Here is a 22,286-nt window from a genome sequence, read left to right on the forward strand (position 1 = left end):
GAGCGTCCAAAAAATAAGCCGCGACATTTGTCAATGCCGCGGCTTCTACATCTTGTGGATATTAACGGTCGGATCAATATCTGTAGTGGTCGGACTTGAACGGGCCCTTCGGCGAGACGCCGATATAGGCAGCCTGTTCCTCGGAAAGCTCGGTCAGCTTCACGCCGAGCTTGTCGAGATGCAGGCGCGCGACCTTTTCATCGAGATGCTTAGGCAGGATATAGACCTTGTTGGAATACTGGTCGGGCTTGGTGAAGAGCTCGATCTGCGCCAGCGTCTGGTTGGTGAAGGAAGCCGACATCACGAAGGACGGATGGCCGGTGGCGTTGCCGAGATTGAGCAGGCGGCCTTCGGAAAGAAGGATGATCCGGTTGCCCTTGGGGAATTCGATCAGGTCGACCTGCGGCTTGACGTTGGTCCACTTGAGATTGCGCAGCGCAGCGACTTCGATTTCGTTGTCGAAGTGACCGATGTTGCCGACGATCGCCATATCCTTCATCTGACGCATATGGTCGATGCGGATGACATCCTTGTTGCCCGTGGTGGTGATGAAGATATCGGCCGAGGAAACGACGTCCTCGAGCAGGACGACTTCATAACCATCCATGGCGGCCTGCAGGGCGCAGATCGGATCGGCTTCGGTCACCTTGACGCGGGCGCCGGCACCGGAAAGCGATGCGGCAGAACCCTTGCCGACGTCGCCGTAACCGCAGACGACGGCAACCTTGCCGGCCATCATCACGTCGGTGCCGCGGCGGATACCATCGACCAGCGATTCCTTGCAGCCATACTTGTTGTCGAACTTCGACTTGGTGACGGAGTCGTTGACGTTGATGGCCGGGAAGGGCAGCAGGCCCTTCTGGCTGAGCTGGTAAAGGCGATTGACGCCCGTCGTGGTTTCTTCGGTAACGCCCTTGATGGCATCACGCTGCTTGGTGAACCAGCCCGGCGAAGCGGCAAGGCGCTTCTTGATCTGCGCGAAGAGGATTTCCTCTTCTTCGGAATGCGGATGGGACAGCACGTCCTCGCCGGCTTCGGCGCGGGCGCCGAGCAGGATATACATGGTGGCGTCGCCGCCGTCATCGAGGATCATGTTGGAAAGGCCGCCATCGGCCCACTGGAAGATCTTGTCGGTATACACCCAGTAGTCTTCGAGCGACTCGCCCTTGATGGCGAAGACCGGAACACCGGCAGCGGCGATCGCGGCAGCGGCATGATCCTGCGTCGAGAAGATGTTGCACGAGGCCCAGCGGACTTCGGCGCCGAGCGCGACCAGCGTTTCAATGAGCACGGCCGTCTGGATGGTCATATGCAGCGAGCCGGTGATGCGCGCGCCCTTCAGCGGCTTTGCCTGGCCGAATTCGGTGCGGCAGGACATCAGCCCCGGCATTTCGGTTTCGGCGATCGTAATTTCCTTGCGGCCGAAGTCCGCAAGCCCGATATCGGCGACGACATAATCTTTTTCAGTGCTCATAGAGGTCTCCAGCTGAAAAACGTCTCAAAATTGGCGCAGGCGCGAAGATGACCGCGCGACGGATGGGCCGCGTGCTCATGCATGTCGCCTGGAAGTGCAGCGGTTCCGGGACAACGACAGGCATAACGACGAAGAGCTAAAGTGCATTGCATGAACCAAGTTCGATGCGAACGCGCGTTAGCGCACGGCATGTCGCCGTTTAGCAGGCTTCGTCTGAGATGGCAATAAGGATATAAAGAAGTCTTTATATGTTTATATGAGCTCGGCCGGAGCTCACATTTCTTCGCCGAACCTGTTCTGGATCAGCTGATCCAGCGCCTCCAGGGCTTCCTCGGCCTGACTGCCGCTCGCCGAGACGACGACGCTAGAGCCGGGGCTGGCCGCAAGCATCATCAGGCCCATGATGGAAGTGCCGCCAACCGTCATTCCATCTTTGGAAACGGTGATGGCTGCATCGAAGGTTTCGACCATCTGCACGAATTTGGCGGAGGCGCGCGCGTGAAGACCGCGCTTGTTGATGATCAGGAGTTCCCGGGAGAGCGATGTCATGAAGGCCCGTTATTTTCCGCTGAGCACACGGCTCGCGACATTGATATATTTCCGCCCGGCTTCGGAAGCCTCCACCAGGGCCTTCTCCATGTTGTTCTCGCCGCGTACGCCGGCAAGCTTGATCAGCATCGGCAGGTTGACGCCGGCAATGACTTCGGTATGGCCGCTGCTCATCACTGATATGGCGAGATTGGACGGCGTGCCGCCGAACATGTCAGTCAGGATGACGACGCCATGGCCGTCATCGGCACCGGAAACGGCTTCCAGAATGTCCTGCCGTCTCTGGTCCATGTCGTCTTCGGGGCCAATGCAGACCGTCTCGATGAATTTCTGAGGACCGACGACGTGCTCGACAGCATGACGAAACTCTTCAGCCAGCTTGCCATGAGTGACAAGCACAAGTCCGATCATGATATTACTGCTCCCATATACGCAATCGGTGGCCCCAATATCGCAATGCAGCAATTACGTCCACCGGTGGGGGCACATCTTGGCTATGAAAAGCCGAAGTGCAAGATAAAAATGCGAATATATAAGGCAGATTGACCAATCCGGAAGGCTTCAATGCCCGATATCGGGTGCTTTCGCCATCAGGATCGCAAGCGGTGCGGAAACACCTGTGAGCAACCGCAATGCGGGAAGCGAAAATCCGGCCGCAAGGCTGACGGTTTCGCCTTCGGGGGGCAGGCGGTATTCACCGGAAGCGGTGGCCGGAAGCACGGCATAATGCATGGCTGCGCTCGGAATATGATCCTGCTGAACGATGCCGGTGCCGCGAAGCTCGATCAGCCCGGCGATCGACGGTGGACATGTGGCGATGACCGTGCCGGCCTCTCCCGACAAAAGCACCTGGTCGTCGGCGACCAGTGCCGTGAAAAGCCCGAGCCGGCGCGCCTCGGTCATGCAGGTGAAGGCCAGCATCGATTTGCCCCAGCCGGAAGGGCCGCTGAACAAGAGCCCCGTTCTGCCGACGACGATCGCCGTCGCATGAATGTTCAGAGCGTCGGTCATGCGGCGGCGTCGACGGGCAAAGAGAGGATGAAGCGCGCGCCGAGCACATGTCCGCCTTCGGAATCGGTAATGTTTTCGGCTCTCAGCGAACCGCCATGGGCTTCGGCGATCTGGCGGCTGATCGAAAGGCCGAGGCCCGAATTCTGGCCGAAGCCTTCCGATTCCGGACGGTCCGTATAGAAACGCTCGAAGATACGGTCGATATTTTCCGCCTGGATGCCGGGACCATTGTCTTCGATCGTCGTGACGCAGCGCGAACGTGTCCGCACCAGCCGCACGATAATCTTGCCGCCCCTTTCCGGAACGAAAGAGCGGGCGTTCTCGATCAGGTTGGCGATGATCTGGCCGATGCGCAGATCGTGGCCGTTGACCACGAAGCGGGTCTTGACGTTCGGCTTGCGTTCGATCGCATATTCGATCTCCACCTGCTTCTTGCTGCTCCGGACCTGGCGCGAAACCTCGATCAGGTCGCGCAGCAGCACCTCCATGTCGACGGAGCCGGCATCGACGCGGGCGAGTTCGGCATCGAGGCGGGAGGCGTCGGAGATATCGCTGATCAGCCGGTCGAGACGGCGGACGTCGTGCTGGATGACATCCATCAGCCGCTTCTTGGAATCGTCGGAGCGGGCGAGCGGCAGCGTTTCGACAGCGCTGCGCAGCGATGTCAGCGGATTCTTGAGCTCGTGGCTGACATCGGCCGCGAAACTCTCGATCGCATCGATGCGGTCGTAGAGCGCCGTCGTCATTTCGCGCAAGGCGATGGAAAGATTGCCGATTTCATCCTGGCGGGCGGAGAAGTCGGGGATCTCCTCACGCGCCTTGGCGCCGCGGCGCACACGGATGGCGGCGGCCGAAAGGCGGCGCAGCGGATTGGCGATCGTCGAGGACAACACCAGCGAAAGCAGCACGTTGACGAGCGTCGCGACGCCGAAGACGCGCATGATGGCAAGCCGCTCGGCATGAACGATATTGTCGATGTCGCCCGCCTGTGTCGACAGCAGCAGCACGCCGAGCACGGCGCGGAAGCGCTGGATCGGCACGGCGACGGAAACGATGAGCTCGCCTTTTTCGGTCGTGCGCACGACCGCCCCGCGCACGCCGGTCAGCGCGTTCATCACCTCGGGATAGATCGAGCCGTCGCCACCCGGCGCCTCTTTGTAGACCGGCAGATTGCCGGGCTGCAACGCCTTGTTGAACAGGGTCGCGAACCACTCGCTCCAGGTCTGTTTCTCCTCTTCGACCGGCGGCAGATCGAAGCGCAGGACCTGCCCGCGCGAATAGAGATGGCGCGAATCGAGCAGCAGATTGGCGTCGGCATCGAAGATGCGGGCGCGCGTGCGCGTCGGAGAGATCAGCCGGCGCAGCACCGGGGCAACCTTCTCGGGGTCGATTGGGAATTCCAGGTCCTCGTCGTTCGGCACCGGGGTGATGCTCTGACCGGCCTGCAGCTCGAGCAGCTTCTGCGGATCGATGGTGATCGAGTTGGTATCGACCGACGCGGAAGCCGAAACGGCGCCGGCGATGATCTCGCCCTGCGTCAACAGGCTCTCGACGCGGGCGTCGATCAATCCCTCGCGAAACTGGTTGAGGTAGAGAATGCCGCCGACGAGCACCAGCAGCGCGGCCAGATTGAAGAACAGGATACGCCGCGTCAGGCTCGAAAACACGGCATTGCCGAAGATGCGGCGGATCAGCGTGAAGGGGTGCGACCAACGGCGGCCTCGGACGCGACGGGTGCTCACGCCCTCCGCATCGTCCAGATCCCTTTCCTGCACCAACTGTGCCAATGACAGGCCCTTTCGAAGGGCGGGGCCGGATGGAGCCGGCCCGCTGCCCTCAACAATTCCAACAGCGCCGCGCGTCTTTTCAGACGCGCAAAAGGCGCTGCAACAGTTTGAACCGCTGCATATTTTATTCTTGGATCGGCTCCAAGGAATTATGCAGTCGCGCCGCGCCGTTTAGGCTCAGGCTGCTTCGCGGAAGCGGTATCCCACTCCGTAGAGTGTTTCAATCATATCAAAGTCGGTGTCGACCATCTTGAATTTCTTGCGCAGCCGCTTGATGTGGCTGTCGATGGTCCGGTCGTCGACATAGACCTGTTCGTCATAGGCCGCGTCCATCAGCGCGTCGCGGCTTTTGACGACGCCGGGGCGCTGCGCCAGCGAATGCAGAATCAGGAATTCGGTCACCGTCAGCGTCACGGCCTCACCCTTCCAGGTGCAGGTATGGCGTTCCTGGTCCATGACCAGCTGGCCGCGCTCCAGTGAGCGGGCCTGCTGCACCGCGCCGGCCTTCGGCGCGCCGGCGGGGCTGGTGCCGGCGGCAGCGGCTTCACGGCTGGAGGCGCGGCGCAGGACGGCGCGCACGCGCTCGACCAGCAGGCGCTGCGAAAATGGCTTGGTGATGAAATCGTCGGCGCCCATCTTCAGGCCGAACAGCTCGTCGATCTCCTCATCCTTGGAAGTGAGGAAGATGACGGGAATATCCGACTTCTGCCGCAGGCGGCGCAGCAGCTCCATGCCGTCCATGCGCGGCATCTTGATGTCGAAGATCGCCAGCTGTGGCGGTCGCGCCAAAAGGCCGTCGAGCGCCGAGGCACCGTCCGTATAGGTCTCGACCTTGTATCCTTCGGCCTCCAGTGCGATCGACACAGAGGTAAGGATGTTGCGGTCGTCATCAACGAGCGCGATTGTCGGCATGGTGTTGGTCTCCGTCATCAGTGCGCAATCTCCCGGATTTTGCTCTCCCCAGGCGGTCTCAGTGACCGGATGCGCTTATGGAGGATAAAGGTGGAACAAATTGTGGCAAAGATAAAGGGGAAGATTGTCGTAAAATTCGCCGGCAATCTTAAGTGGTGCGGCAAAATGTTTAAACGCGGCTCCTTAAAACGATTTAAAATGTAGGCCATAAATTTAAATCGATTAAATATTTGATATTACTGCACTTTCTCAATTTCTACATCTTGTGTTTTAAAATTTCTGCCCGTATTTTCGCGCTTAGTTTTAACGGCAACGAGCCTGAGCGAAGGGAACTAGCCATGGAAATGTTCGGAGTTCATAACCCGGCAACAGAGCTGGCAACGGTTGGATTGGGCGGCGCAGCCAGCGCTCGCTACAACTTTTCCGCCGCCGCGCTCTATGAAGAAGCGATCCGCCGGGGCGAAGCCGAACTGACCGCTCAAGGTGCACTGCGGGCTATCACCGGCCAGCACACCGGCCGTTCGCCGCGCGACAAGTTCGTTGTTCGCGATGCCAATACCGATGGCGAGATCTGGTGGGACAACAACAAGCCGCTCTCGCCGGAACATTTCGCCCTGTTGCGCGACGATATGCTGGCGCATGCCGCGGGCAAGGAACTCTTCGTCCAGGACCTCGTCGGCGGTGCCGAGGAAGGCCACGCCCTGCCGACCCGCGTCGTCACCGAATTCGCCTGGCATTCGCTGTTCATCCGCAATCTGCTGATCCGCCCCGACGCTGCAGCGCTCCCCACCTTCGTGCCGAAGCTGACGATCATCGATCTGCCGAGCTTCAAGGCCGATCCGGCCCGCCACGGCTGCCGTTCGGAAACGGTGATCGCCTGCGATCTCACCAACGGTCTCGTCCTCATCGGCGGCACGTCCTATGCCGGCGAAATGAAGAAATCGGTCTTCACCGTGCTCAACTACCTGCTGCCGGCCAAGGGCGTGATGCCGATGCACTGCTCGGCCAATGTCGGCCCGGACGGTGACGCGGCGGTCTTCTTCGGCCTTTCCGGCACGGGCAAGACGACGCTTTCGGCCGATCCGGCCCGGACGCTGATCGGCGACGACGAACACGGCTGGAGCGAGAATGGTATCTTCAACTTCGAAGGCGGCTGCTACGCCAAGACCATCCGCCTCTCGGCCGAGGCCGAGCCGGAAATCTATGCGACGACGCAGCGTTTCGGCACTGTACTGGAAAACGTCGTGCTCAACGAAAGCCGCGAGCCGAATTTCGACGACGGGTCGCTGACCGAGAATACCCGTTGCGCCTATCCGATGGATTTCATCCCGAACGCCTCGGAAACGGGCCGCGCCGGGCACCCGAAGACGATCATCATGCTGACCGCCGATGCCTTCGGCGTGATGCCGCCGATCGCCCGATTGACGCCCGACCAGGCGATGTATCACTTCCTCTCCGGCTACACCGCCAAGGTGGCCGGCACCGAAAAGGGTGTCGTCGAGCCGGAAGCGACCTTCTCGACCTGTTTCGGCGCCCCGTTCATGCCGCGGCATCCGGCCGAATACGGCAATCTGCTCAAGGAGCTGATCAGCCGTCATGGTGTGCAATGCTGGCTCGTCAATACCGGCTGGACTGGCGGCGCCTATGGCACCGGCAAGCGCATGCCGATCAAGGCGACACGTGCGCTTCTCGCTGCCGCTCTGGCCGGTGAACTCGGCAATGTCGAATTCCGTGCGGATCCGAATTTTGGCTTCGCCGTTCCGGTCTCGGTCAACGGCGTCGATGGCAGCATTCTCGATCCACGCTCGACCTGGGCCGACAAGGCAGCCTATGACGCGCAGGCCGAAAAGCTGGTCTCGATGTTCATTACCAACTTCGCCAAGTTCGAAAACCACGTCGACGGCGGCGTCCGCGATGCAGCCCCCGGCGTGAAGGTCGCCGCCGAATAAGGCGCGCAAGCAATTCCAGCAAAAGTGTGCAGCGGTTTTGCGTCCGGAATTGCGCTAAACAGACTCCCTGACTCACGTGAAACCCGGCATCGCAGGATTGCCGGGTTTTCCTTGATGCCGGCCGATATTTTCAATTCATCGTCGATGTGAGATAGAACGCCGCATGGCCAGCGACGCGCTCTATATCGATGACAGGATCACCATCGCGGGATGGGAGCTGACGGAACAATTCGTTCTGGCGGGTGGTCCCGGCGGGCAGAATGTCAACAAGGTCTCGACGGCGGTCCAGCTGTTCTTCAACATTCCGAATTCGCCGTCCCTCAATGATCGCGTGAAAACCAACGCGATCAAGCTTTCCGGCCGGCGTCTGTCGAAGGACGGCGTGCTGATGATCGAGGCGAGCCGCTTTCGCAGCCAGGACCGCAACCGCGAGGACGCGCGCGACCGGTTGAAGGAACTGATATTGGAGGCCGCCAAGCCGCCGCCGCCGCCGCGCAAGAAGACCAAACCGACCAAGGGTTCGGTCGAACGCCGCCTGAAGGAAAAATCCGGCCGCTCGGAAGTCAAGAAAATGCGCGGCCGCCCCGGCGGTAGTGAATGACATGCCGGTACTCCTGACCGGCATCCGCCATCTCCCCGGCTATCTCGACCGCGCGCGTCAGGAGGCATTGGTCGAGGTAATCCGCGCTGTCGTCGCCGAAGCGCCGCTTTACGTGCCCGCCATGCCCGGCACCGGCAAACCGATGTCGGTGCGCATGACCAATTGCGGGCCGCTCGGCTGGGTGACGGACAAGGAGCGCGGCTATCGTTACCAGCCGATGCATCCGGCGACCGGCAGGCCCTGGCCTGATATGCCGCAGCAACTGCTCGATATCTGGAATGACGTTGCCGGTTACGACAAACCGCCCGAAGCCTGCCTCGTCAATTTCTATTCCGACGACGCGCGCATGGGCCTGCATCAGGATAAGGACGAACAGGATCTCAAGGCCCCGGTTGTCTCGCTTTCGCTCGGCAACAGCTGCCTCTTTCGCGTCGGCGGTCTCAACCGCAATGACCGTACCCTATCTTTCAAGCTTTCGAGCGGTGATCTGGTCGTGCTCGGCGGCGAGGGGAGACTGTGTTTCCATGGCGTCGACCGCATTCACCCGGCGACGTCGACGCTCCTGAAAAATGGCGGCCGCATCAATCTGACGCTGCGCCGCGTCAATCCCTGAAGCTGATATTCGGAATAGAATCGTCTGCTATAGTTTTCGCAGCGCGACCTGTTCGATCAGATGATCCTTGCCCTTTTTCAGGATGAGATCGGCGCGCGGACGCGTCGGCAGAATGTTCTGGCGCAGGTTCTTCAGGTTGATATTCGCCCAGAGATCCTCGGCGATATTAAGCGCTTCCGCGTCGCTGATCGAGGCGTAGCGATGGAAATAGGAATTCGGATCGCGGAAGGCCGTCTCGCGCAGCCGCATGAAGCGCGTCACATACCAATTGTGGATCTGATCTTCCGCGGCATCAATATAGATCGAGAAGTCGAAGAAGTCGGAGACCATCGGTACGATCTTGCCGCCGGCAGGCAGATCGCGCGATTGCAGCACGTTGATGCCCTCGAAGATCAGGATGTCGGGCCGGTCGACGATCTTGTATTCGTCCGGCAGCACGTCGTAGACGAGGTGCGAATAGCTGGGCGCCTTCACATCCGGCTGCCCCGCCTTGATTGCCGAGAGGAAGCGCAGGATCGCCGCTGTGTCGTAGCTTTCCGGAAAGCCCTTGCGCTGCATCAGCTTTTCCCGCTGCAGCACGGCGTTCGGATGGAGGAAGCCGTCGGTGGTGACGAGATCGACCTTCGGGCTGGAAGGCCAGCGCCCCAGAAGCTCCTTGAGGATACGGGCCGTGGTTGATTTGCCCACCGCGACCGAGCCGGCGATGCCGATGACGAAGGGCGTCTTCGTCACATCGGACAGGCTGAGGAAGCGGTTGCGCTGTTCAAATAGCATCTGCGAGGATTCGACATGCGCCGAAAGCAACCGCGACAGTGACAGATAGATGCGCCGGACCTCGTCGAGATCGATCGGATCGCCCATCGAACGCAGCCGTTTGACCTCGTCGCCAGTCAGCGTCAACGGCGTGTCGGCGCGGAATTTCGCCCATTGTTCGGAAGAGAAGAAGTGGTAGGGCGAATAGGATTCCGACTGGAAGTGATCCAACGTTTCCGGCACCCCGATAATCTCAGTCGCGATACTCATGAACTCTGCCGGCTGGCCTTTTCCTTGAGGCCGGACTGCGCGGTTCTGCGCTCGAGTTCGGCCATGACATTCTCTAACGGTATTTCAGCAATCTTCAATACGACCAATAGGTGATAGAGCACATCGGCGGCCTCATAGGTCAGATTGTCGCGGTCGCCGGTCACCGCCGCCATCACGGCTTCGATCGCTTCTTCGCCGAGCTTCTTTGCCGCTTTCGGCTGGCCGGCGGCCACGAGCTTGGCTGTCCAGGATTGCTCCGGCGAGGCTTTCGACCGCTCTGCGACAATGCTTTCGAGATCGGAAAGGGAAAATCCGCTCATAGGTCCGCTTTCAAGGTTCAGTCGAGACGCATGTCGATGCCGCACTTCGACATATAGTGCTTCGCCTCGCTGACGGAATAGGTGCCGAAATGGAAGATCGACGCGGCGAGCACGGCATTGGCATGGCCCTCCTTCACCCCGGCGACCAGATCGTCGAGATCGCCGACTCCGCCCGACGCGATCACCGGCACACGCACCGCATCGGCGATCGCCCGCGTCAGTTCCAGATCGTAGCCGACCTTGGTGCCGTCGCGATCCATCGAGGTGACCAGCAACTCGCCGGCGCCGCGCGCCACCATCTTCTGGGCGAATTCGACGGCATCGATGCCGGTCGCGTTGCGGCCGCCATGCGTATAGATTTCCCAGGCGCTGAGATTGTCGCCGCCGACCGCCTGCGTGCGCCGGCGCTTGGCGTCGATCGAAACGACGATGCACTGGTCGCCGAACTTGTCGGCGGCTTCAGCGACGAAGTCGGGATTGCTGACGGCTGCCGAATTGATCGACACCTTGTCGGCGCCGCACAGCAAAAGCTTGCGGATATCGGCGATAGCACGCACGCCGCCACCGACCGTCAGCGGCATGAAGCATTGGTCGGCCGTGCGCGACACGACATCGAAGATCGTCTCGCGATTGTCCGAGGAGGCGGTGATGTCGAGGAAGCAGAGTTCGTCGGCGCCGGCCGCATCATAGGCCTTCGCCGCTTCGACGGGATCGCCGGCATCGACGAGGTTGAGGAAGTTGACACCCTTGACGACGCGGCCGTCCTTGACGTCGAGGCAGGGGATGACACGGGCCTTGAGGGTCATTTACGCGGTCTCCTTCGCCCGGGCCGCTTTGATCAGCGCCAGCGCTTCCTTGGGATCGATACGGCCGTCATAAAGGGCACGGCCCGAGATCGCCCCTTCCAGCTTGCGTGCATCGGGTTCCAGCATGCGTCTGACATCGTCGAGCGAGGCAAGGCCGCCCGAGGCGATGACGGGAATGGAGACGGCATCGGCAAGCTCCAGCGTCGAGCTCCAGTTGATACCGGTCAGGATGCCGTCGCGGTCGATATCGGTATAGATGATCGCGCTAACGCCGGCGCCCTCGAATTTCCTGGCGAGCTCGACGATGCCGAGTTCGGAGGCCTCCGCCCAACCCTCGACGGCCACTTTGCCGCCCTTGGCGTCGATGCCGACGGCGACATGACCAGGAAATTTCCGGCAGGCTTCGATGACCAAAGCCGGATTTCTGACCGCGACGGTGCCAAGAATGACGCGCCGCAGCCCGCGCGACAGCCAGGCCTCGATATGATCGAGTGTGCGGATGCCGCCGCCGAGCTGCACCGGATTGTCAGTTGCCTTCAGGATCGCCTCGACGGCATCGCCATTAGCCGAATGTCCCGCGAAAGCGCCGTCGAGATCGACCACATGCAGCCATTCGAAACCCTGGTCTTCGAAGGATCTCGCCTGGGCGGCCGGATCGGTGTTGTAGACCGTCGCCTGTTGCATGTCGCCGAGCTTCAGGCGGACGCATTGGCCGCCCTTCAGGTCGATCGCGGGAAAAAGGATCATGTCGTCTTACGTCCGTAGAGTGGTCGGTACCATCAGCGCATTCCACGCATCTACGATATCCGAGCGGAAAAAGACAGCGGCAATGGTGGCCGCGCCGAAAAGCAAAAGAAGGAGCAGGATGACGGCAAAGCCGGCCCGGACCTGGCGCCAGAAGCCGAGGCGCCTCTTCATCGATTTCTCGATTTCGCGCACCCGGTGCAGTGCTTCGCTGTTGACGGCGGTGAGCCGGATTTCAGCCTCCATCGCCTCGACATAGGTCTCGGCATAACTCGACAGGATCTGCGAGGCGCGATCGCGCAGCGTGTTGCGCAGGTCGGTGGAGAGATAGTTGCTGCTGACGGCGGCAAGCTCGGCCTCGTTGGGCGAACGGCCGGCGTTGCGCTTGCGATGGCTGAGGACGAAATCGCGCTTCTGCCGCTCATAGAGTGCATAGGCAAGCAGGCCGATCAGGTCATCCTCGCCCTCGATATAGAATTCCAGCACCGCTTCAGTGACGTCGCCGGCGTTGACGCCGTTGGCGCGCAGCAGCGAATTCTCGTTGCCGGCAAGAAATTCATGGATCATCGGTCCAGCCTTTCTTTCAACACCTTGGCCGCATTGGAGAGCGCTTTCTTATGGATGGTTTCGTCGACACGACGAATGATCGTTCCGTCGGGAAGCCGAATATCCGAGAAGGGCGGCAGGCCTTCCCTGGAGGGTCTCAGCGTGTAGAACACCTTGCCTGATTTCCGCGAAGTCGGCATCGAGCGCACTCCTGTTCCGCCGTTTCCATAAAGGGGAAATAAGGCGGCGGTATTACGGGTTCCAGCGCAGGAAATTGGCGATCAGCGCCAGGCCGAGCTTCTGGCTCTTTTCCGGGTGAAACTGCGCCCCGACCATGTTGTCGCGCCCGACCAAAGCGGTCATCGGGCCGCCATAGTCGACGGTCGCGATGACATCCTCAGCGTTTTCGGCGGCAAGATGGTAGGAATGCACGAAATAGGCGTGCAGCCCCTGCGAGCCGGTGGGAATGCCGTCGAAGAGCGGATGTTCGCGTTTCAGGTCGAGCGTGTTCCAGCCGATCTGCGGGATCTTGAGCGTAGGATCGTCAGGAGTCATTTCGATGACGTCACCGGGAATCCAGTTAAAACCATGCGTCACGGTCTTCTCGAGGCCGCGCGAGGACATGAGCTGCATGCCGACGCAAATGCCGAGGAACGGCCGTGCCTTCTTCTCGACAGCCTCGATCAGCACCTCGGCCATCCCAGGCACGGCATCGAGGCCGCGCCGGCAATCGGCATAGGCGCCGACGCCGGGAAGCACGATGCGATCGGCCTCGGCAACATCCTCCGCCTTGTCGGTGAGATTGATATGCGCATCGATACCCGCCTCACGGGCCGCTCGCTCGAAAGCCTTGGTCGCCGAGCGCAGATTGCCGGAGCCGTAGTCGATAATCGCGACGCGCATCGTCAGCGTCCTCCATCAAAACCAAAGAGACCAAGCGATGTGGCTTGGCCGTGCGGGCTGTTCGAACGGGCCTTGTTGTCCCAGTCCGGTGCCGCGGTGTCGTCACTCGCCGCGACGCCCGTCCTGTCTGCGAAATAGACCTGCTCGGCAATGCCGATCGTATCGGCTGCAATGAGCGCGTCTTCGTTCCAGCCCTTGGCGGCAAGGCTGCGAATACGGAAGTTCTGGCCCTCGAGACCGACCAGCATATTCACGCCAAGCATGATTGCCGCTCCCGCCGGCCCGAGGCCCGGTTCGTCCATCAGCGCCCCGCCAATCCCCTGCAGCAGAAAGGCTGCGGCCGCATGCAGCCACAGCCGATGCGCCAGCAGCCAAGCCCATGGAAACAGGAAGCCGAGCAGCGTGAAGCCGTCACGGATGGTTCGCGTCTCGTTGACCGTGGCGCTCGAGCCGCCAGGCGGTGTCAGGAAAATATAGCTGGATGTCATTGTCGCCGCTCCCTTGAGGGGCTCAGACGAGCGTGCCCTTGGTCGAAGGGACGCGGCCCGCCTGTCTCGGATCGATCTCTGTCGCCGTGCGCAATGCGCGGGCAACGGCCTTGAAGCATGTCTCGGCAATATGGTGGTTGTTGGCGCCATAATGGTTGAGAATATGCAAGGTGATGCCGGCATTTTGGGCGAGCGCCTGGAAGAATTCGCGAACGAGCTCGGTGTCGAACGTGCCGATTTTCGGCGCGCTGAAGGCGACGTTCCAGACGAGGAACGGCCGGCCGGACAGATCGACCGCGGCCTTGGTCATCGTCTCGTCCATGGCGAGATCGATCGAAGCGTAACGGGTGATGCCGCGCCGGTCGCCGAGCGCCTTTGAGATCGCCTGGCCGATGGCGATGCCCGTATCCTCGACCGTGTGGTGGTCGTCGATATGCAGGTCGCCCTTGGCTTCGATCTCCATGTCGATGAGGGAGTGTCGCGAAAGCTGGTCGAGCATATGGTCGAAGAAGCCGACGCCTGTCGAAATCGACGATTTGCCGGTGCCGTCGAGATTGACGGAAACGGAAATCGAGGTTTCGTTGGTCTTGCGGGAAACGCTGCCCGTGCGGCTTGTTACGGTCTCGGCCATATGGCCCTCCATCGGGAATAAGGCCGTTCCTTATCAGGCGCATCGGGAAATATCCAGAAGCCGGGGACGAGAAAAGCCGGCCCATTTGCAATCGGCTCCGGCCCACTTACATAGGGCTCAACACGGCTGGTAACGGCCTGGCCCGGATGACTTTAGGCCTGACTGACCTAAAGTCGGAATCCGGATCGAAATCAACGAATGGCGTAACGCCCGTGTCATGGGCAGACAGGTGTTTTATGACAACAATCATTACAGTTCGAAAAGGCGGCAAGGTGGTGATGGCAGGCGACGGCCAGGTGAGCCTCGGCCAGACCGTCATGAAGGGCAATGCCCGGAAGGTGCGCCGCATCGGCAAAGGCGAGGTGATTGCCGGTTTCGCCGGCGCCACAGCCGATGCCTTCACCCTGCTCGAAAGGCTTGAAAAGAAGCTCGAGCAATATCCCGGCCAGCTGATGCGTGCTGCCGTCGAACTCGCCAAGGACTGGCGCACCGACAAATACCTGCGTAATCTTGAAGCCATGATGCTCGTCGCCGACAAGTCGATCACGCTGGCGATCACCGGCAACGGTGATGTCCTGGAGCCTGAGCATGGCACGACGGCGATCGGTTCCGGCGGCAATTTTGCTTTCGCGGCTGCCCGCGCTCTCATGGATACTGACAAATCGGCTGAAGAGATCGCTCGCCGCGCCCTCGATATCGCTGCCGACATCTGCGTCTATACAAACCACAACATCGTGGTGGAATCCTTGGATGTCGAAGGCTGAACCGCATGCCTTCTAGGCGCTTGGCCTAGACCAGACAGGCCTTCGAGGACTTGGCGAAACAACGACGAATTACGGCCGGGTGCTGCTGAAGGCCCCGGACCGCCAGGAGAATGACACCCAATGACGACTTTTTCCCCCCGCGAGATCGTTTCCGAACTCGACCGTTACATCATCGGCCAGCATGACGCCAAACGCGCCGTCGCGATTGCGCTGCGCAACCGCTGGCGCCGCCAGCAGCTCGACCCGAGCCTGCGCGACGAAGTCATGCCGAAGAACATCCTGATGATCGGCCCGACCGGTGTCGGCAAGACCGAGATCTCGCGCCGCCTGGCAAAACTCGCCGGCGCACCCTTCATCAAGGTGGAAGCCACCAAATTCACCGAAGTCGGCTATGTCGGCCGCGATGTCGAGCAGATCATCCGCGATCTGGTCGAGGTCGGCATCGGTCTGGTGCGCGAGAAGAAGCGGGCCGAGGTGCAGGCCAAGGCGCATGTGAGCGCCGAGGAGCGTGTTCTCGATGCGCTGGTCGGCACGACAGCGTCGCCCGCCACCCGCGAAAACTTCCGCAAGAAGCTCAGGGACGGCGAGCTCGACGACAAGGAAATCGATATCGAGGTGGCCGATGCCGGTTCCGGCATGGGCGGCTTCGAAATTCCCGGCATGCCCGGCGCCAATATCGGCGTTTTGAACCTGTCGGAAATGTTCGGCAAGGCGATGGGCGGCCGCACCAAGAAAGTCCGCACGACGGTCAAGGCCTCCTACAGCGATCTGATCCGCGACGAATCCGACAAGCTGATCGACAACGAGGTGATCCAGCGCGAGGCCGTTCGCTCCACCGAGAATGACGGTATCGTCTTCCTCGACGAAATCGACAAGATCGCCGCCCGCGACGGCGGCATGGGCGCCGGCGTTTCGCGCGAAGGCGTCCAGCGCGACCTCCTGCCGCTCGTCGAAGGCACGACCGTCTCGACCAAATACGGGCCCGTCAAGACCGACCATATCCTCTTCATTGCCTCCGGCGCCTTCCATGTCTCCAAGCCCTCGGATCTCCTGCCGGAATTACAGGGCCGCCTGCCGATCCGTGTCGAATTGCGTCCGCTGAACAAGGATGATTTCCGCCGGATCCTGACAGAGACCGAAGCGAGCCTCATCCGCCAGTACCGCGCGCTGATGGAAACGGAAAGCCTGAGCCTCGAATTCACCGACGACGCGATCGACGCGCTTGCCGATGTCGCCGTGCACTTGAACTCCTCCGTCGAGAATATCGGTGCCCGCCGCCTGCAGACGGTAATGGAGCGGGTCCTGAACGATATTTCCTACAACGCGCCGGATCGGGGCGGGACGGCCGTGACGATCGATGCCGCCTACGTCCGCGAACATGTCGGTGATCTCGCGCAGAATACCGATCTCTCGCGCTTCATTCTGTGATATCGGCGCACCGGTTCATGTCTTTACCGATGTGAATACCGGATTGTGACGAACTCGACTCTCGACAGCGGGCCCTTTACTTTTTAGTGAAGGCCCGTTTTGTTTTCCGCTCCGGCTTTATTCGGCCAAGATTCTGGTCCAGTCAGCCGCATCGCAAACAGGACGATGAACGGACGGGATAGCGGATCGTGCGACGCCTTTTGACAAGCCTTTTGATTGCCGTTGCCCTAGTGAATTCGGCGCCCGCCTTCGCCATGCAGACGGTGCCGGCCGGCAATCGGCACGCCGAGCAGCCCGATATTCCCGGCGCCTCGGTCAGGCGCACCAAGGGCACCAAGAGCAGCTTCGACCTGAAATATGAAAAGGTCCATGAGCTGCTGGCGACCGATCGCGAGCTGATGGGCAAGATTCGCAAGGTCTCCAGCGCTTACGGCATCAATCCCATCCATGTCGTCGGCGCGATCGTCGGCGAGCACACCTACAATGTCGACGCCTACGACCGGCTGCAGGCCTATTATGTCAAGGCCGCCTCCTATGCCGGGGAAAGCTTCCGCTTCGCCTATGACGGCGAAAGCGTCGATGAATTCGTGGCGCGGCCGCAATTTGCCGAATGCAATGGCAAGAGTGATTCCTATACGCTTTGGTCCTGCCGCGAAGATGTCTGGGAAAGCGATTTCCGCGGCAAGTCGGTGGGCGGCAAGAGCTTCCCCAACAACCGCTTCAGCGCGGTGTTTTTCCAGCCCTTCTATGCCGGTCAGACCTTCGGCCTCGGCCAGGTCAATCCGCTGACGGCGCTGATGCTCTCCGATCTCGTCTCCCGCGTGTCGGGTTATCCGAAGCTGAACGAGAAGAATGCCGGCGCCGTCTACAAGGCCATCATGGATCCAGATATCTCGCTCGCCTTCGTCGCGGCCTCGATCCGTAGGTCGATCGACGATTACAAGGAGATTGCCGGCATGGATATTTCGGGCAATCCCGGCCTGACCGCGACGCTTTATAATGTCGGCAATTCGCGCCAGCGCGCCGCAGCCCTTGCTGCGAAAAACCGTGGCGCCGGCACGACCGCCTGGCCGGAGGAGAATTATTACGGCTGGCTGATCAACGACAAGCTGGACGAACTCAAGGGCCTGCTCTAGCTTCAAGCCTGACGGGAAGCGTAGATCTTCCCCGAAAGGCTTTTCCGATGGACATGCGTCCTGACCCCTTCGTTCCGCCAGCACCCTTGCCGCGTACCGTGCCGCCGAGCCGGCTGGAAATCATCCGCATTATCCTGCGCAATCCGCTCGAACTCTGGGGCGAACCGTCCTACACGCTGCCCTGGATCCGCACCAATTTCTTCGGCCAGAGGACGCTGATCGTCAACGATCCCGGCCTCATCAAACATGTGCTGGTCGACAATGCCAATAATTACCGCATGTCGGATGTGCGCCAGCTCGTCCTGCGTCCGATCCTCCGCGACGGACTTCTGACCGCCGAAGGTCCCGTCTGGAAAAGATCGCGCAAGGCGGTTGCGCCTGTTTTCACCCCCCGCCATGCCCAAGGCTTCGCCGGGCAGATGTTACGCCAATCCGAGGACTATGCCTGCAAATATGAAAGCGCAGGCGAGGCAGGCACAATTTTCGATATCAGCACCGACATGACCGAGCTGACCTTCGCGATTCTCGCTGATACATTGTTCTCCGGTGAAATCGTCACCTCGAGCGGCCATTTCGCCGATGACGTCAACGAACTCCTGCATCGCATGGGCCGCGTCGATCCGATGGATCTGATGCGCGCTCCGTCCTGGGTTCCACGTGTGACACGCATCGGCGGCCAGAAAGTGCTGGAGAAATTCCGCGCTATCGTGCGCAACACGATGGATATGCGGCTCGCAAAGATGAAGGCTGACCGCAGCGCTGTGCCCGAAGATTTCCTGACCCTGCTCTTGGAGCAGACCGGCCCCGAGGGGCTGACGAAGGAGGAGATCGAAGACAATATTCTGACTTTCATCGGCGCCGGCCATGAGACGACAGCCCGGGCTTTGGCGTGGACGCTGTATTGCGTATCGAACAGCCCGCATATCCGCGAGGCGATGGAAGCAGAAATCGACGCGGTGCTCGCCACCGGGGCCGAACCTGTGGAATGGCTGGATCTAATGCCGCAGACGCGCGCCGCCTTTGAGGAAACTTTGCGCCTCTATCCGCCGGCGCCATCCATCAATCGAGCCGCCATATCGGATGATTCCTGGACAAGCGCCAAGGGCGAGCGGATAGAGATCGAGGCCGGTGTCACGGTGCTCATCATGCCCTGGACGTTGCATCGCCACGAACGTCATTGGGATAGGCCGCGCGCCTATATGCCCGAACGCTTCCTGCCGGAAAATCGCGGCTCCATCGGTCGCTTCCAGTTCCTGCCTTTCGGCGCCGGTCCACGTGTCTGCATCGGCGCAACCTTTGCGCTTCAGGAGGCGGTGATCGCCCTTGCCGTTCTGATGCATCGCTATCGTTTCGATTCCACCGATCAGACCAACCCTTGGCCGGTGCAAAAGCTGACGACGCAGCCGCAGAATGGATTGCCGATGCGCGTAACCCCGCGCATAATTTCCGCGAAAGCATAAATCTTTCGAATTATTGCGGAATTGACTGTGAATGAAAGCCGGGCAAAGTGGCAGCATTCAAAGTCGTTGCCAGGGAGAATGCCGCATGAGCCGCGTTGATAAGAACGGTCTTGCCGTCGAAACCGTCCTTCATGATTTCCTCGTCAGCGAGGTGCTGCCGGGCTTGGCGGTCGATGCGGACAAGTTCTTTGCCGATTTTTCGGCGATCGTTCACGATCTCGCTCCGAAGAATCGTGCGCTGTTGGCAAAACGCGACGAGCTACAGGTCAAGATCGATGACTGGTATCGCCGGCATGGCGCGCCGACGGATATGGACGACTACCAGTCCTTCCTCCGCGAAATCGGCTATCTCCTGCCTGAGGGATCGGACTTCCAGGTTTCGACCCAAAATGTCGATCCGGAGATCGCCTCGATTGCCGGACCGCAGCTCGTCGTTCCCGTCATGAATGCCCGCTATGCCCTGAACGCCGCCAATGCTCGCTGGGGCTCGCTCTATGATGCGCTCTACGGCACGGACGCCATTGCCGAGAACGACGGCGCCGAAAAAGGCAAGGGTTACAATCCGAAGCGCGGCGAGAAGGTCATCGCCTGGGTGCGCGATTTCCTCGATACGTCAGCGCCGCTGCAGGATTTGCGCTGGAAGGATGTCGGGAGTTTCGCCGTCAAGGATGGAGTGCTCGCTGTCAGATCGATCGATGGCGAGCAGGCCACGCTGACGGACGCCCGCCATTTTGCCGGCTATCGCGGCGACGCCGCCGCTCCGACGCATATTCTCCTGAAGAACAACGGCATTCACATCGAGATCGTCATCGATGCGGCGACGACGATCGGAAAAGTCGATCCGGCGCATATTTCCGATGTCTGGCTGGAATCGGCAATCACGACGATCATGGACTGCGAGGATTCGATTGCGGCTGTCGATGCCGAGGACAAGGTCACCGTCTATCGCAACTGGCTCGGCCTGATGGAGGGCGATCTGCAGGAAGAGGTGGCAAAGGGCGGAACCAGCTTCATCCGCAAGCTCAATCCGGATCTGCAATATGCCGGTCCGGACGGAACCTCCTTCGAGCTGCATCGCCGCTCGCTGATGCTGGTGCGCAATGTCGGCCACCTCATGACCAACCCGGCGATCCTCGACCGCGACGGCAATGAAGTGCCCGAGGGCATCATGGATGCCGTCATCACCGGCTTGATCGCGCTTTACGATATCGGCCCGGCCGGCCGGAAGAAGAATTCCCGCGCCGGCTCCATGTATGTGGTCAAGCCGAAGATGCATGGACCTGAAGAGGTGGCCTTCGCCGTCGAGATTTTCTCGAGGGTCGAAGATGCGCTTGGTTTGGCGCGCAACACCATCAAGATGGGCATTATGGATGAGGAGCGCCGGACGACCGTCAATCTCAAGGAATGCATCCGTGCCGCCCGCGAGCGCGTCGTCTTCATCAATACCGGCTTCCTCGATCGGACCGGCGACGAGATCCACACCTCGATGGAAGCCGGCCCGATGATTCGCAAGGGCGACATGCGCCAGGCGGCCTGGATTTCCGCCTACGAGAACTGGAATGTCGACATCGGGCTCGAATGCGGCCTTGCCGGCCACGCCCAGATCGGTAAGGGGATGTGGGCGATGCCGGATCTGATGGCGGCGATGCTCGAACAGAAGATCGCCCATCCGAAGGCCGGCGCCAACACCGCCTGGGTACCGTCGCCGACGGCTGCAACCCTGCATGCCACCCATTATCACCGGGTCAATGTCGCCCGCATTCAGCAAGGATTGAAGGATCGCGCCCGCGCCAAGCTCTCCGACATTCTCTCCGTGCCGGTTGCGGTGCGGCCGAACTGGACCCCGGAGGAAATCCAGCGCGAGCTCGACAACAATGCCCAGGGCATCCTCGGCTACGTCGTGCGCTGGGTCGATCAGGGTGTCGGTTGCTCGAAGGTGCCCGACATCAACAATGTCGGCCTGATGGAGGATCGCGCCACATTGCGCATCTCGGCTCAGCACATGGCGAACTGGCTGCATCACAAGGTCGTCACGGAAGCGCAGATCGTCGAGACGATGAAGCGCATGGCCGCTGTTGTCGACCGGCAGAACGAATCGGATCCGGCCTATCAGCCGATGGCCGGCAATTTCGACGATTCGATCGCCTTCCAGGCCGCCCTCGATCTCGTCCTGAAGGGCAGGGAGCAGCCGAACGGCTACACCGAGCCGGTGCTTCACCGCCGCCGCCTCGAGCTGAAGGCGAAGCAGGCTGCGTGATAGGAAGATACGAAAAGGCCGCCGGAACGACAGTCCCAGCGGCCCTTTTTTTACCGAATTCGATATCTAGCTTACTGAATGACGACGACCTTTGATGTGCCCTTGCCGGGACGAACGCGGCTGTAGAGGTCGATAACATCCTGGTTCATCAGGCGAATGCAGCCCGAGGAAGCGGCGGTGCCGATCGAAGCCCATTCCGGCGTGCCGTGCAGGCGGAAGAGCGTGTCCTTGCCGTCCTCGTTGAAGAGATACATGGCGCGTGCGCCGAGCGGATTGCTGAGACCCGGGCCCATGCCGTCTTCGACATATTTGGCGACGTCGGGCCGGCGGACAGCCATTTCCTTCGGCGGGTGCCAGGTCGGCCATTCCTGCTTCCAGGCGACGTAGGCGGTGCCGGCCCATGCGAAGCCCTGCTTGCCGACGCCGATGCCGTAGCGCATCGCCTTGCCGTTGGCCAGGATGTAATAGAGGAAGCGCTCGCGCGTGTTGACGATGATCGTGCCGGGGCGCTCGGTGGTCTCGTAGTTGACGACCTGGCGGCGGAACTGCGGCTTGACCCGGCTGATCGGGATCGCCGGCAGCGAGTATCCGGCATCCTTCGTCACGCCGTAGGCGTCATCGAAGATCTGGGCCGTCTGTACTGTCGGGCCTGCGCCCTTGTCGTCGACGGACGCGCTGTCTGAGCTCGTGGAGCAACCGGCCAGAGCGAGCGTTGTCAGCAGGCCAAATACAGGGAATGCATTGCGGATGCGCATGGATGACTCTTGAAGTTTTGGGGCAAGGAGAACGGTCTCTCGACCATCGTTGATTATGGTTTATTTTCGATTAACTTGCGCTTTGCAAGGCTACTGCAGCGCGACAAATCCGTCTGCGGCGCAAATTAG

Annotated in this window: 24 protein-coding genes; 8 read left to right on the forward strand and 16 right to left on the reverse strand. The window is 60.7% G+C overall.

The window, feature by feature from the left end; all coding sequences use genetic code 11:
• Nucleotides 1–73 precede the first annotated feature (73 nt).
• The 6 genes from ahcY to FHX10_RS24365 all read right to left on the reverse strand — a co-directional run bounded on the left by ahcY (nt 74) and on the right by FHX10_RS24365 (nt 5,733).
• A complete protein-coding gene (gene ahcY / locus FHX10_RS24340; protein WP_047616091.1) occupies nt 74–1,474 on the reverse strand; it encodes an adenosylhomocysteinase in 1,401 nt (466 codons plus the stop codon).
• A 273-nt stretch (nt 1,475–1,747) separates the two neighbouring features.
• Nucleotides 1,748–2,023 (reverse strand): HPr family phosphocarrier protein, encoded by a 276-nt coding sequence (locus FHX10_RS24345; RefSeq protein WP_003544133.1) that lies wholly within the window; start codon nt 2,021–2,023, stop codon nt 1,748–1,750.
• 9 nt (nt 2,024–2,032) lie between these two features.
• Nucleotides 2,033–2,434: a PTS sugar transporter subunit IIA gene (locus tag FHX10_RS24350; RefSeq protein WP_003544139.1), complete on the reverse strand. Its 402-nt coding sequence runs from the start codon at nt 2,432–2,434 to the stop codon at nt 2,033–2,035.
• A 150-nt stretch (nt 2,435–2,584) separates the two neighbouring features.
• The gene (locus FHX10_RS24355; RefSeq protein ID WP_047615973.1) at nt 2,585–3,034 is read right to left on the reverse strand and encodes an HPr kinase/phosphorylase; all 450 of its coding nucleotides are present in this window, start codon (nt 3,032–3,034) and stop codon (nt 2,585–2,587) included.
• Nucleotides 3,031–4,821, reverse strand: coding sequence for a sensor histidine kinase (locus FHX10_RS24360; RefSeq protein WP_063473900.1), 1,791 nt, complete (start codon nt 4,819–4,821; stop codon nt 3,031–3,033). Before FHX10_RS24360 ends, FHX10_RS24355 begins: the two co-directional genes overlap by 4 nt.
• 177 nt (nt 4,822–4,998) lie before the next feature.
• Entirely contained in the window at nt 4,999–5,733 is a 735-nt protein-coding gene (locus FHX10_RS24365) for a response regulator transcription factor (protein ID WP_188947094.1), read from the reverse strand.
• 338 nt (nt 5,734–6,071) lie between these two features.
• Between FHX10_RS24365 and FHX10_RS24370 the strand changes: the two genes are divergently transcribed.
• The 3 genes from FHX10_RS24370 (at nt 6,072) to FHX10_RS24380 (ending at nt 8,896) form a co-directional block, all read left to right on the forward strand.
• A complete protein-coding gene (locus FHX10_RS24370) occupies nt 6,072–7,682 on the forward strand; it encodes a phosphoenolpyruvate carboxykinase (RefSeq protein ID WP_063473901.1) in 1,611 nt (536 codons plus the stop codon).
• A gap of 163 nt (nt 7,683–7,845) precedes the next feature.
• A complete protein-coding gene (arfB, locus tag FHX10_RS24375) occupies nt 7,846–8,283 on the forward strand; it encodes an alternative ribosome rescue aminoacyl-tRNA hydrolase ArfB (protein ID WP_047615978.1) in 438 nt (145 codons plus the stop codon).
• A 1-nt stretch (nt 8,284) separates the two neighbouring features.
• The gene (locus FHX10_RS24380; protein WP_063473902.1) at nt 8,285–8,896 is read left to right on the forward strand and encodes an alpha-ketoglutarate-dependent dioxygenase AlkB family protein; all 612 of its coding nucleotides are present in this window, start codon (nt 8,285–8,287) and stop codon (nt 8,894–8,896) included.
• Between the two features lie 27 nt (nt 8,897–8,923).
• Here the strand turns inward: FHX10_RS24380 and coaA are convergent, their stop codons facing one another.
• From coaA to hisB, 9 genes are read right to left on the reverse strand one after another with little or no spacing between them, the layout of a single operon-like run.
• A complete protein-coding gene (gene coaA, locus FHX10_RS24385; RefSeq protein ID WP_047615979.1) occupies nt 8,924–9,919 on the reverse strand; it encodes a type I pantothenate kinase in 996 nt (331 codons plus the stop codon).
• Nucleotides 9,916–10,239, reverse strand: coding sequence for a phosphoribosyl-ATP diphosphatase (locus tag FHX10_RS24390; protein ID WP_017962659.1), 324 nt, complete (start codon nt 10,237–10,239; stop codon nt 9,916–9,918). The genes coaA and FHX10_RS24390 overlap by 4 nt, the downstream gene beginning before the upstream one ends.
• Before the next feature lie 17 nt (nt 10,240–10,256).
• Nucleotides 10,257–11,045 carry an imidazole glycerol phosphate synthase subunit HisF gene (hisF, locus tag FHX10_RS24395; RefSeq protein WP_047615982.1) on the reverse strand — a complete coding sequence of 263 codons (789 nt, stop codon included), beginning with the start codon at nt 11,043–11,045 and terminating at the stop codon, nt 10,257–10,259.
• Nucleotides 11,046–11,792, reverse strand: coding sequence for a 1-(5-phosphoribosyl)-5-[(5-phosphoribosylamino)methylideneamino]imidazole-4-carboxamide isomerase (gene hisA / locus FHX10_RS24400; protein ID WP_047615984.1), 747 nt, complete (start codon nt 11,790–11,792; stop codon nt 11,046–11,048).
• 6 nt (nt 11,793–11,798) lie between these two features.
• A complete protein-coding gene (locus FHX10_RS24405; RefSeq protein ID WP_063473903.1) occupies nt 11,799–12,356 on the reverse strand; it encodes a hypothetical protein in 558 nt (185 codons plus the stop codon).
• Nucleotides 12,353–12,535, reverse strand: a complete 183-nt coding sequence (locus tag FHX10_RS24410; protein ID WP_063473904.1) for a hypothetical protein — start codon at nt 12,533–12,535, stop codon at nt 12,353–12,355. Before FHX10_RS24410 ends, FHX10_RS24405 begins: the two co-directional genes overlap by 4 nt.
• A 52-nt stretch (nt 12,536–12,587) precedes the next feature.
• Entirely contained in the window at nt 12,588–13,238 is a 651-nt protein-coding gene (gene hisH, locus FHX10_RS24415; RefSeq protein WP_063473905.1) for an imidazole glycerol phosphate synthase subunit HisH, read from the reverse strand.
• 2 nt (nt 13,239–13,240) lie between these two features.
• Nucleotides 13,241–13,726: a DUF2628 domain-containing protein gene (locus tag FHX10_RS24420; RefSeq protein ID WP_048338401.1), complete on the reverse strand. Its 486-nt coding sequence runs from the start codon at nt 13,724–13,726 to the stop codon at nt 13,241–13,243.
• 22 nt (nt 13,727–13,748) lie between these two features.
• Nucleotides 13,749–14,357 carry an imidazoleglycerol-phosphate dehydratase HisB gene (gene hisB / locus FHX10_RS24425; protein WP_047616097.1) on the reverse strand — a complete coding sequence of 203 codons (609 nt, stop codon included), beginning with the start codon at nt 14,355–14,357 and terminating at the stop codon, nt 13,749–13,751.
• Nucleotides 14,358–14,593: 236 nt separating this feature from the next.
• Here hisB and hslV point away from each other — a divergent pair, with 236 nt between their 5' ends.
• The 5 genes from hslV to FHX10_RS24450 all read left to right on the forward strand — a co-directional run bounded on the left by hslV (nt 14,594) and on the right by FHX10_RS24450 (nt 21,402).
• Complete coding sequence (gene hslV / locus FHX10_RS24430) at nt 14,594–15,121, forward strand: ATP-dependent protease subunit HslV (RefSeq protein ID WP_004677140.1); 528 nt, start codon at nt 14,594–14,596, stop codon at nt 15,119–15,121.
• A gap of 120 nt (nt 15,122–15,241) precedes the next feature.
• On the forward strand, nt 15,242–16,549 hold the full coding sequence (hslU, locus tag FHX10_RS24435; protein ID WP_184390401.1) for an ATP-dependent protease ATPase subunit HslU: 1,308 nt from the start codon (nt 15,242–15,244) through the stop codon (nt 16,547–16,549).
• A gap of 188 nt (nt 16,550–16,737) precedes the next feature.
• Complete coding sequence (locus tag FHX10_RS24440) at nt 16,738–17,685, forward strand: DUF1402 family protein (protein ID WP_063473906.1); 948 nt, start codon at nt 16,738–16,740, stop codon at nt 17,683–17,685.
• Between the two features lie 47 nt (nt 17,686–17,732).
• Nucleotides 17,733–19,145: a cytochrome P450 gene (locus FHX10_RS24445; RefSeq protein ID WP_047616000.1), complete on the forward strand. Its 1,413-nt coding sequence runs from the start codon at nt 17,733–17,735 to the stop codon at nt 19,143–19,145.
• An 85-nt stretch (nt 19,146–19,230) separates the two neighbouring features.
• Nucleotides 19,231–21,402 carry a malate synthase G gene (locus tag FHX10_RS24450; protein WP_029868230.1) on the forward strand — a complete coding sequence of 724 codons (2,172 nt, stop codon included), beginning with the start codon at nt 19,231–19,233 and terminating at the stop codon, nt 21,400–21,402.
• A gap of 71 nt (nt 21,403–21,473) precedes the next feature.
• On the opposite strand, the gene FHX10_RS24455 is transcribed toward FHX10_RS24450, so the two are convergent.
• The gene (locus tag FHX10_RS24455) at nt 21,474–22,157 is read right to left on the reverse strand and encodes a L,D-transpeptidase (RefSeq protein ID WP_029733130.1); all 684 of its coding nucleotides are present in this window, start codon (nt 22,155–22,157) and stop codon (nt 21,474–21,476) included.
• Nucleotides 22,158–22,286 lie beyond the last annotated feature (129 nt).

Source organism: Rhizobium sp. BK591, assembly GCF_014195045.1.
GTDB lineage: Bacteria > Pseudomonadota > Alphaproteobacteria > Rhizobiales > Rhizobiaceae > Rhizobium > Rhizobium anhuiense.

Coding starts and splice junctions, on each gene's coding strand:
- ahcY (WP_047616091.1), bottom strand. CDS start 1,474: ATGAGCACTGAAAAAGATTATGTCGTCGCCGATATCGGGCTTGCGGAC.
- FHX10_RS24345 (WP_003544133.1), bottom strand. CDS start 2,023: ATGACATCGCTCTCCCGGGAACTCCTGATCATCAACAAGCGCGGTCTT.
- FHX10_RS24350 (WP_003544139.1), bottom strand. CDS start 2,434: ATGATCGGACTTGTGCTTGTCACTCATGGCAAGCTGGCTGAAGAGTTT.
- FHX10_RS24355 (WP_047615973.1), bottom strand. CDS start 3,034: ATGACCGACGCTCTGAACATTCATGCGACGGCGATCGTCGTCGGCAGA.
- FHX10_RS24365 (WP_188947094.1), bottom strand. CDS start 5,733: ATGCCGACAATCGCGCTCGTTGATGACGACCGCAACATCCTTACCTCT.
- FHX10_RS24370 (WP_063473901.1), top strand. CDS start 6,072: ATGGAAATGTTCGGAGTTCATAACCCGGCAACAGAGCTGGCAACGGTT.
- arfB (WP_047615978.1), top strand. CDS start 7,846: ATGGCCAGCGACGCGCTCTATATCGATGACAGGATCACCATCGCGGGA.
- FHX10_RS24380 (WP_063473902.1), top strand. CDS start 8,285: ATGCCGGTACTCCTGACCGGCATCCGCCATCTCCCCGGCTATCTCGAC.
- coaA (WP_047615979.1), bottom strand. CDS start 9,919: ATGAGTATCGCGACTGAGATTATCGGGGTGCCGGAAACGTTGGATCAC.
- FHX10_RS24390 (WP_017962659.1), bottom strand. CDS start 10,239: ATGAGCGGATTTTCCCTTTCCGATCTCGAAAGCATTGTCGCAGAGCGG.
- hisF (WP_047615982.1), bottom strand. CDS start 11,045: ATGACCCTCAAGGCCCGTGTCATCCCCTGCCTCGACGTCAAGGACGGC.
- hisA (WP_047615984.1), bottom strand. CDS start 11,792: ATGATCCTTTTTCCCGCGATCGACCTGAAGGGCGGCCAATGCGTCCGC.
- FHX10_RS24405 (WP_063473903.1), bottom strand. CDS start 12,356: ATGATCCATGAATTTCTTGCCGGCAACGAGAATTCGCTGCTGCGCGCC.
- FHX10_RS24410 (WP_063473904.1), bottom strand. CDS start 12,535: ATGCCGACTTCGCGGAAATCAGGCAAGGTGTTCTACACGCTGAGACCC.
- hisH (WP_063473905.1), bottom strand. CDS start 13,238: ATGCGCGTCGCGATTATCGACTACGGCTCCGGCAATCTGCGCTCGGCG.
- FHX10_RS24420 (WP_048338401.1), bottom strand. CDS start 13,726: ATGACATCCAGCTATATTTTCCTGACACCGCCTGGCGGCTCGAGCGCC.
- hisB (WP_047616097.1), bottom strand. CDS start 14,357: ATGGCCGAGACCGTAACAAGCCGCACGGGCAGCGTTTCCCGCAAGACC.
- hslV (WP_004677140.1), top strand. CDS start 14,594: ATGACAACAATCATTACAGTTCGAAAAGGCGGCAAGGTGGTGATGGCA.
- hslU (WP_184390401.1), top strand. CDS start 15,242: ATGACGACTTTTTCCCCCCGCGAGATCGTTTCCGAACTCGACCGTTAC.
- FHX10_RS24445 (WP_047616000.1), top strand. CDS start 17,733: ATGGACATGCGTCCTGACCCCTTCGTTCCGCCAGCACCCTTGCCGCGT.
- FHX10_RS24450 (WP_029868230.1), top strand. CDS start 19,231: ATGAGCCGCGTTGATAAGAACGGTCTTGCCGTCGAAACCGTCCTTCAT.
- FHX10_RS24455 (WP_029733130.1), bottom strand. CDS start 22,157: ATGCGCATCCGCAATGCATTCCCTGTATTTGGCCTGCTGACAACGCTC.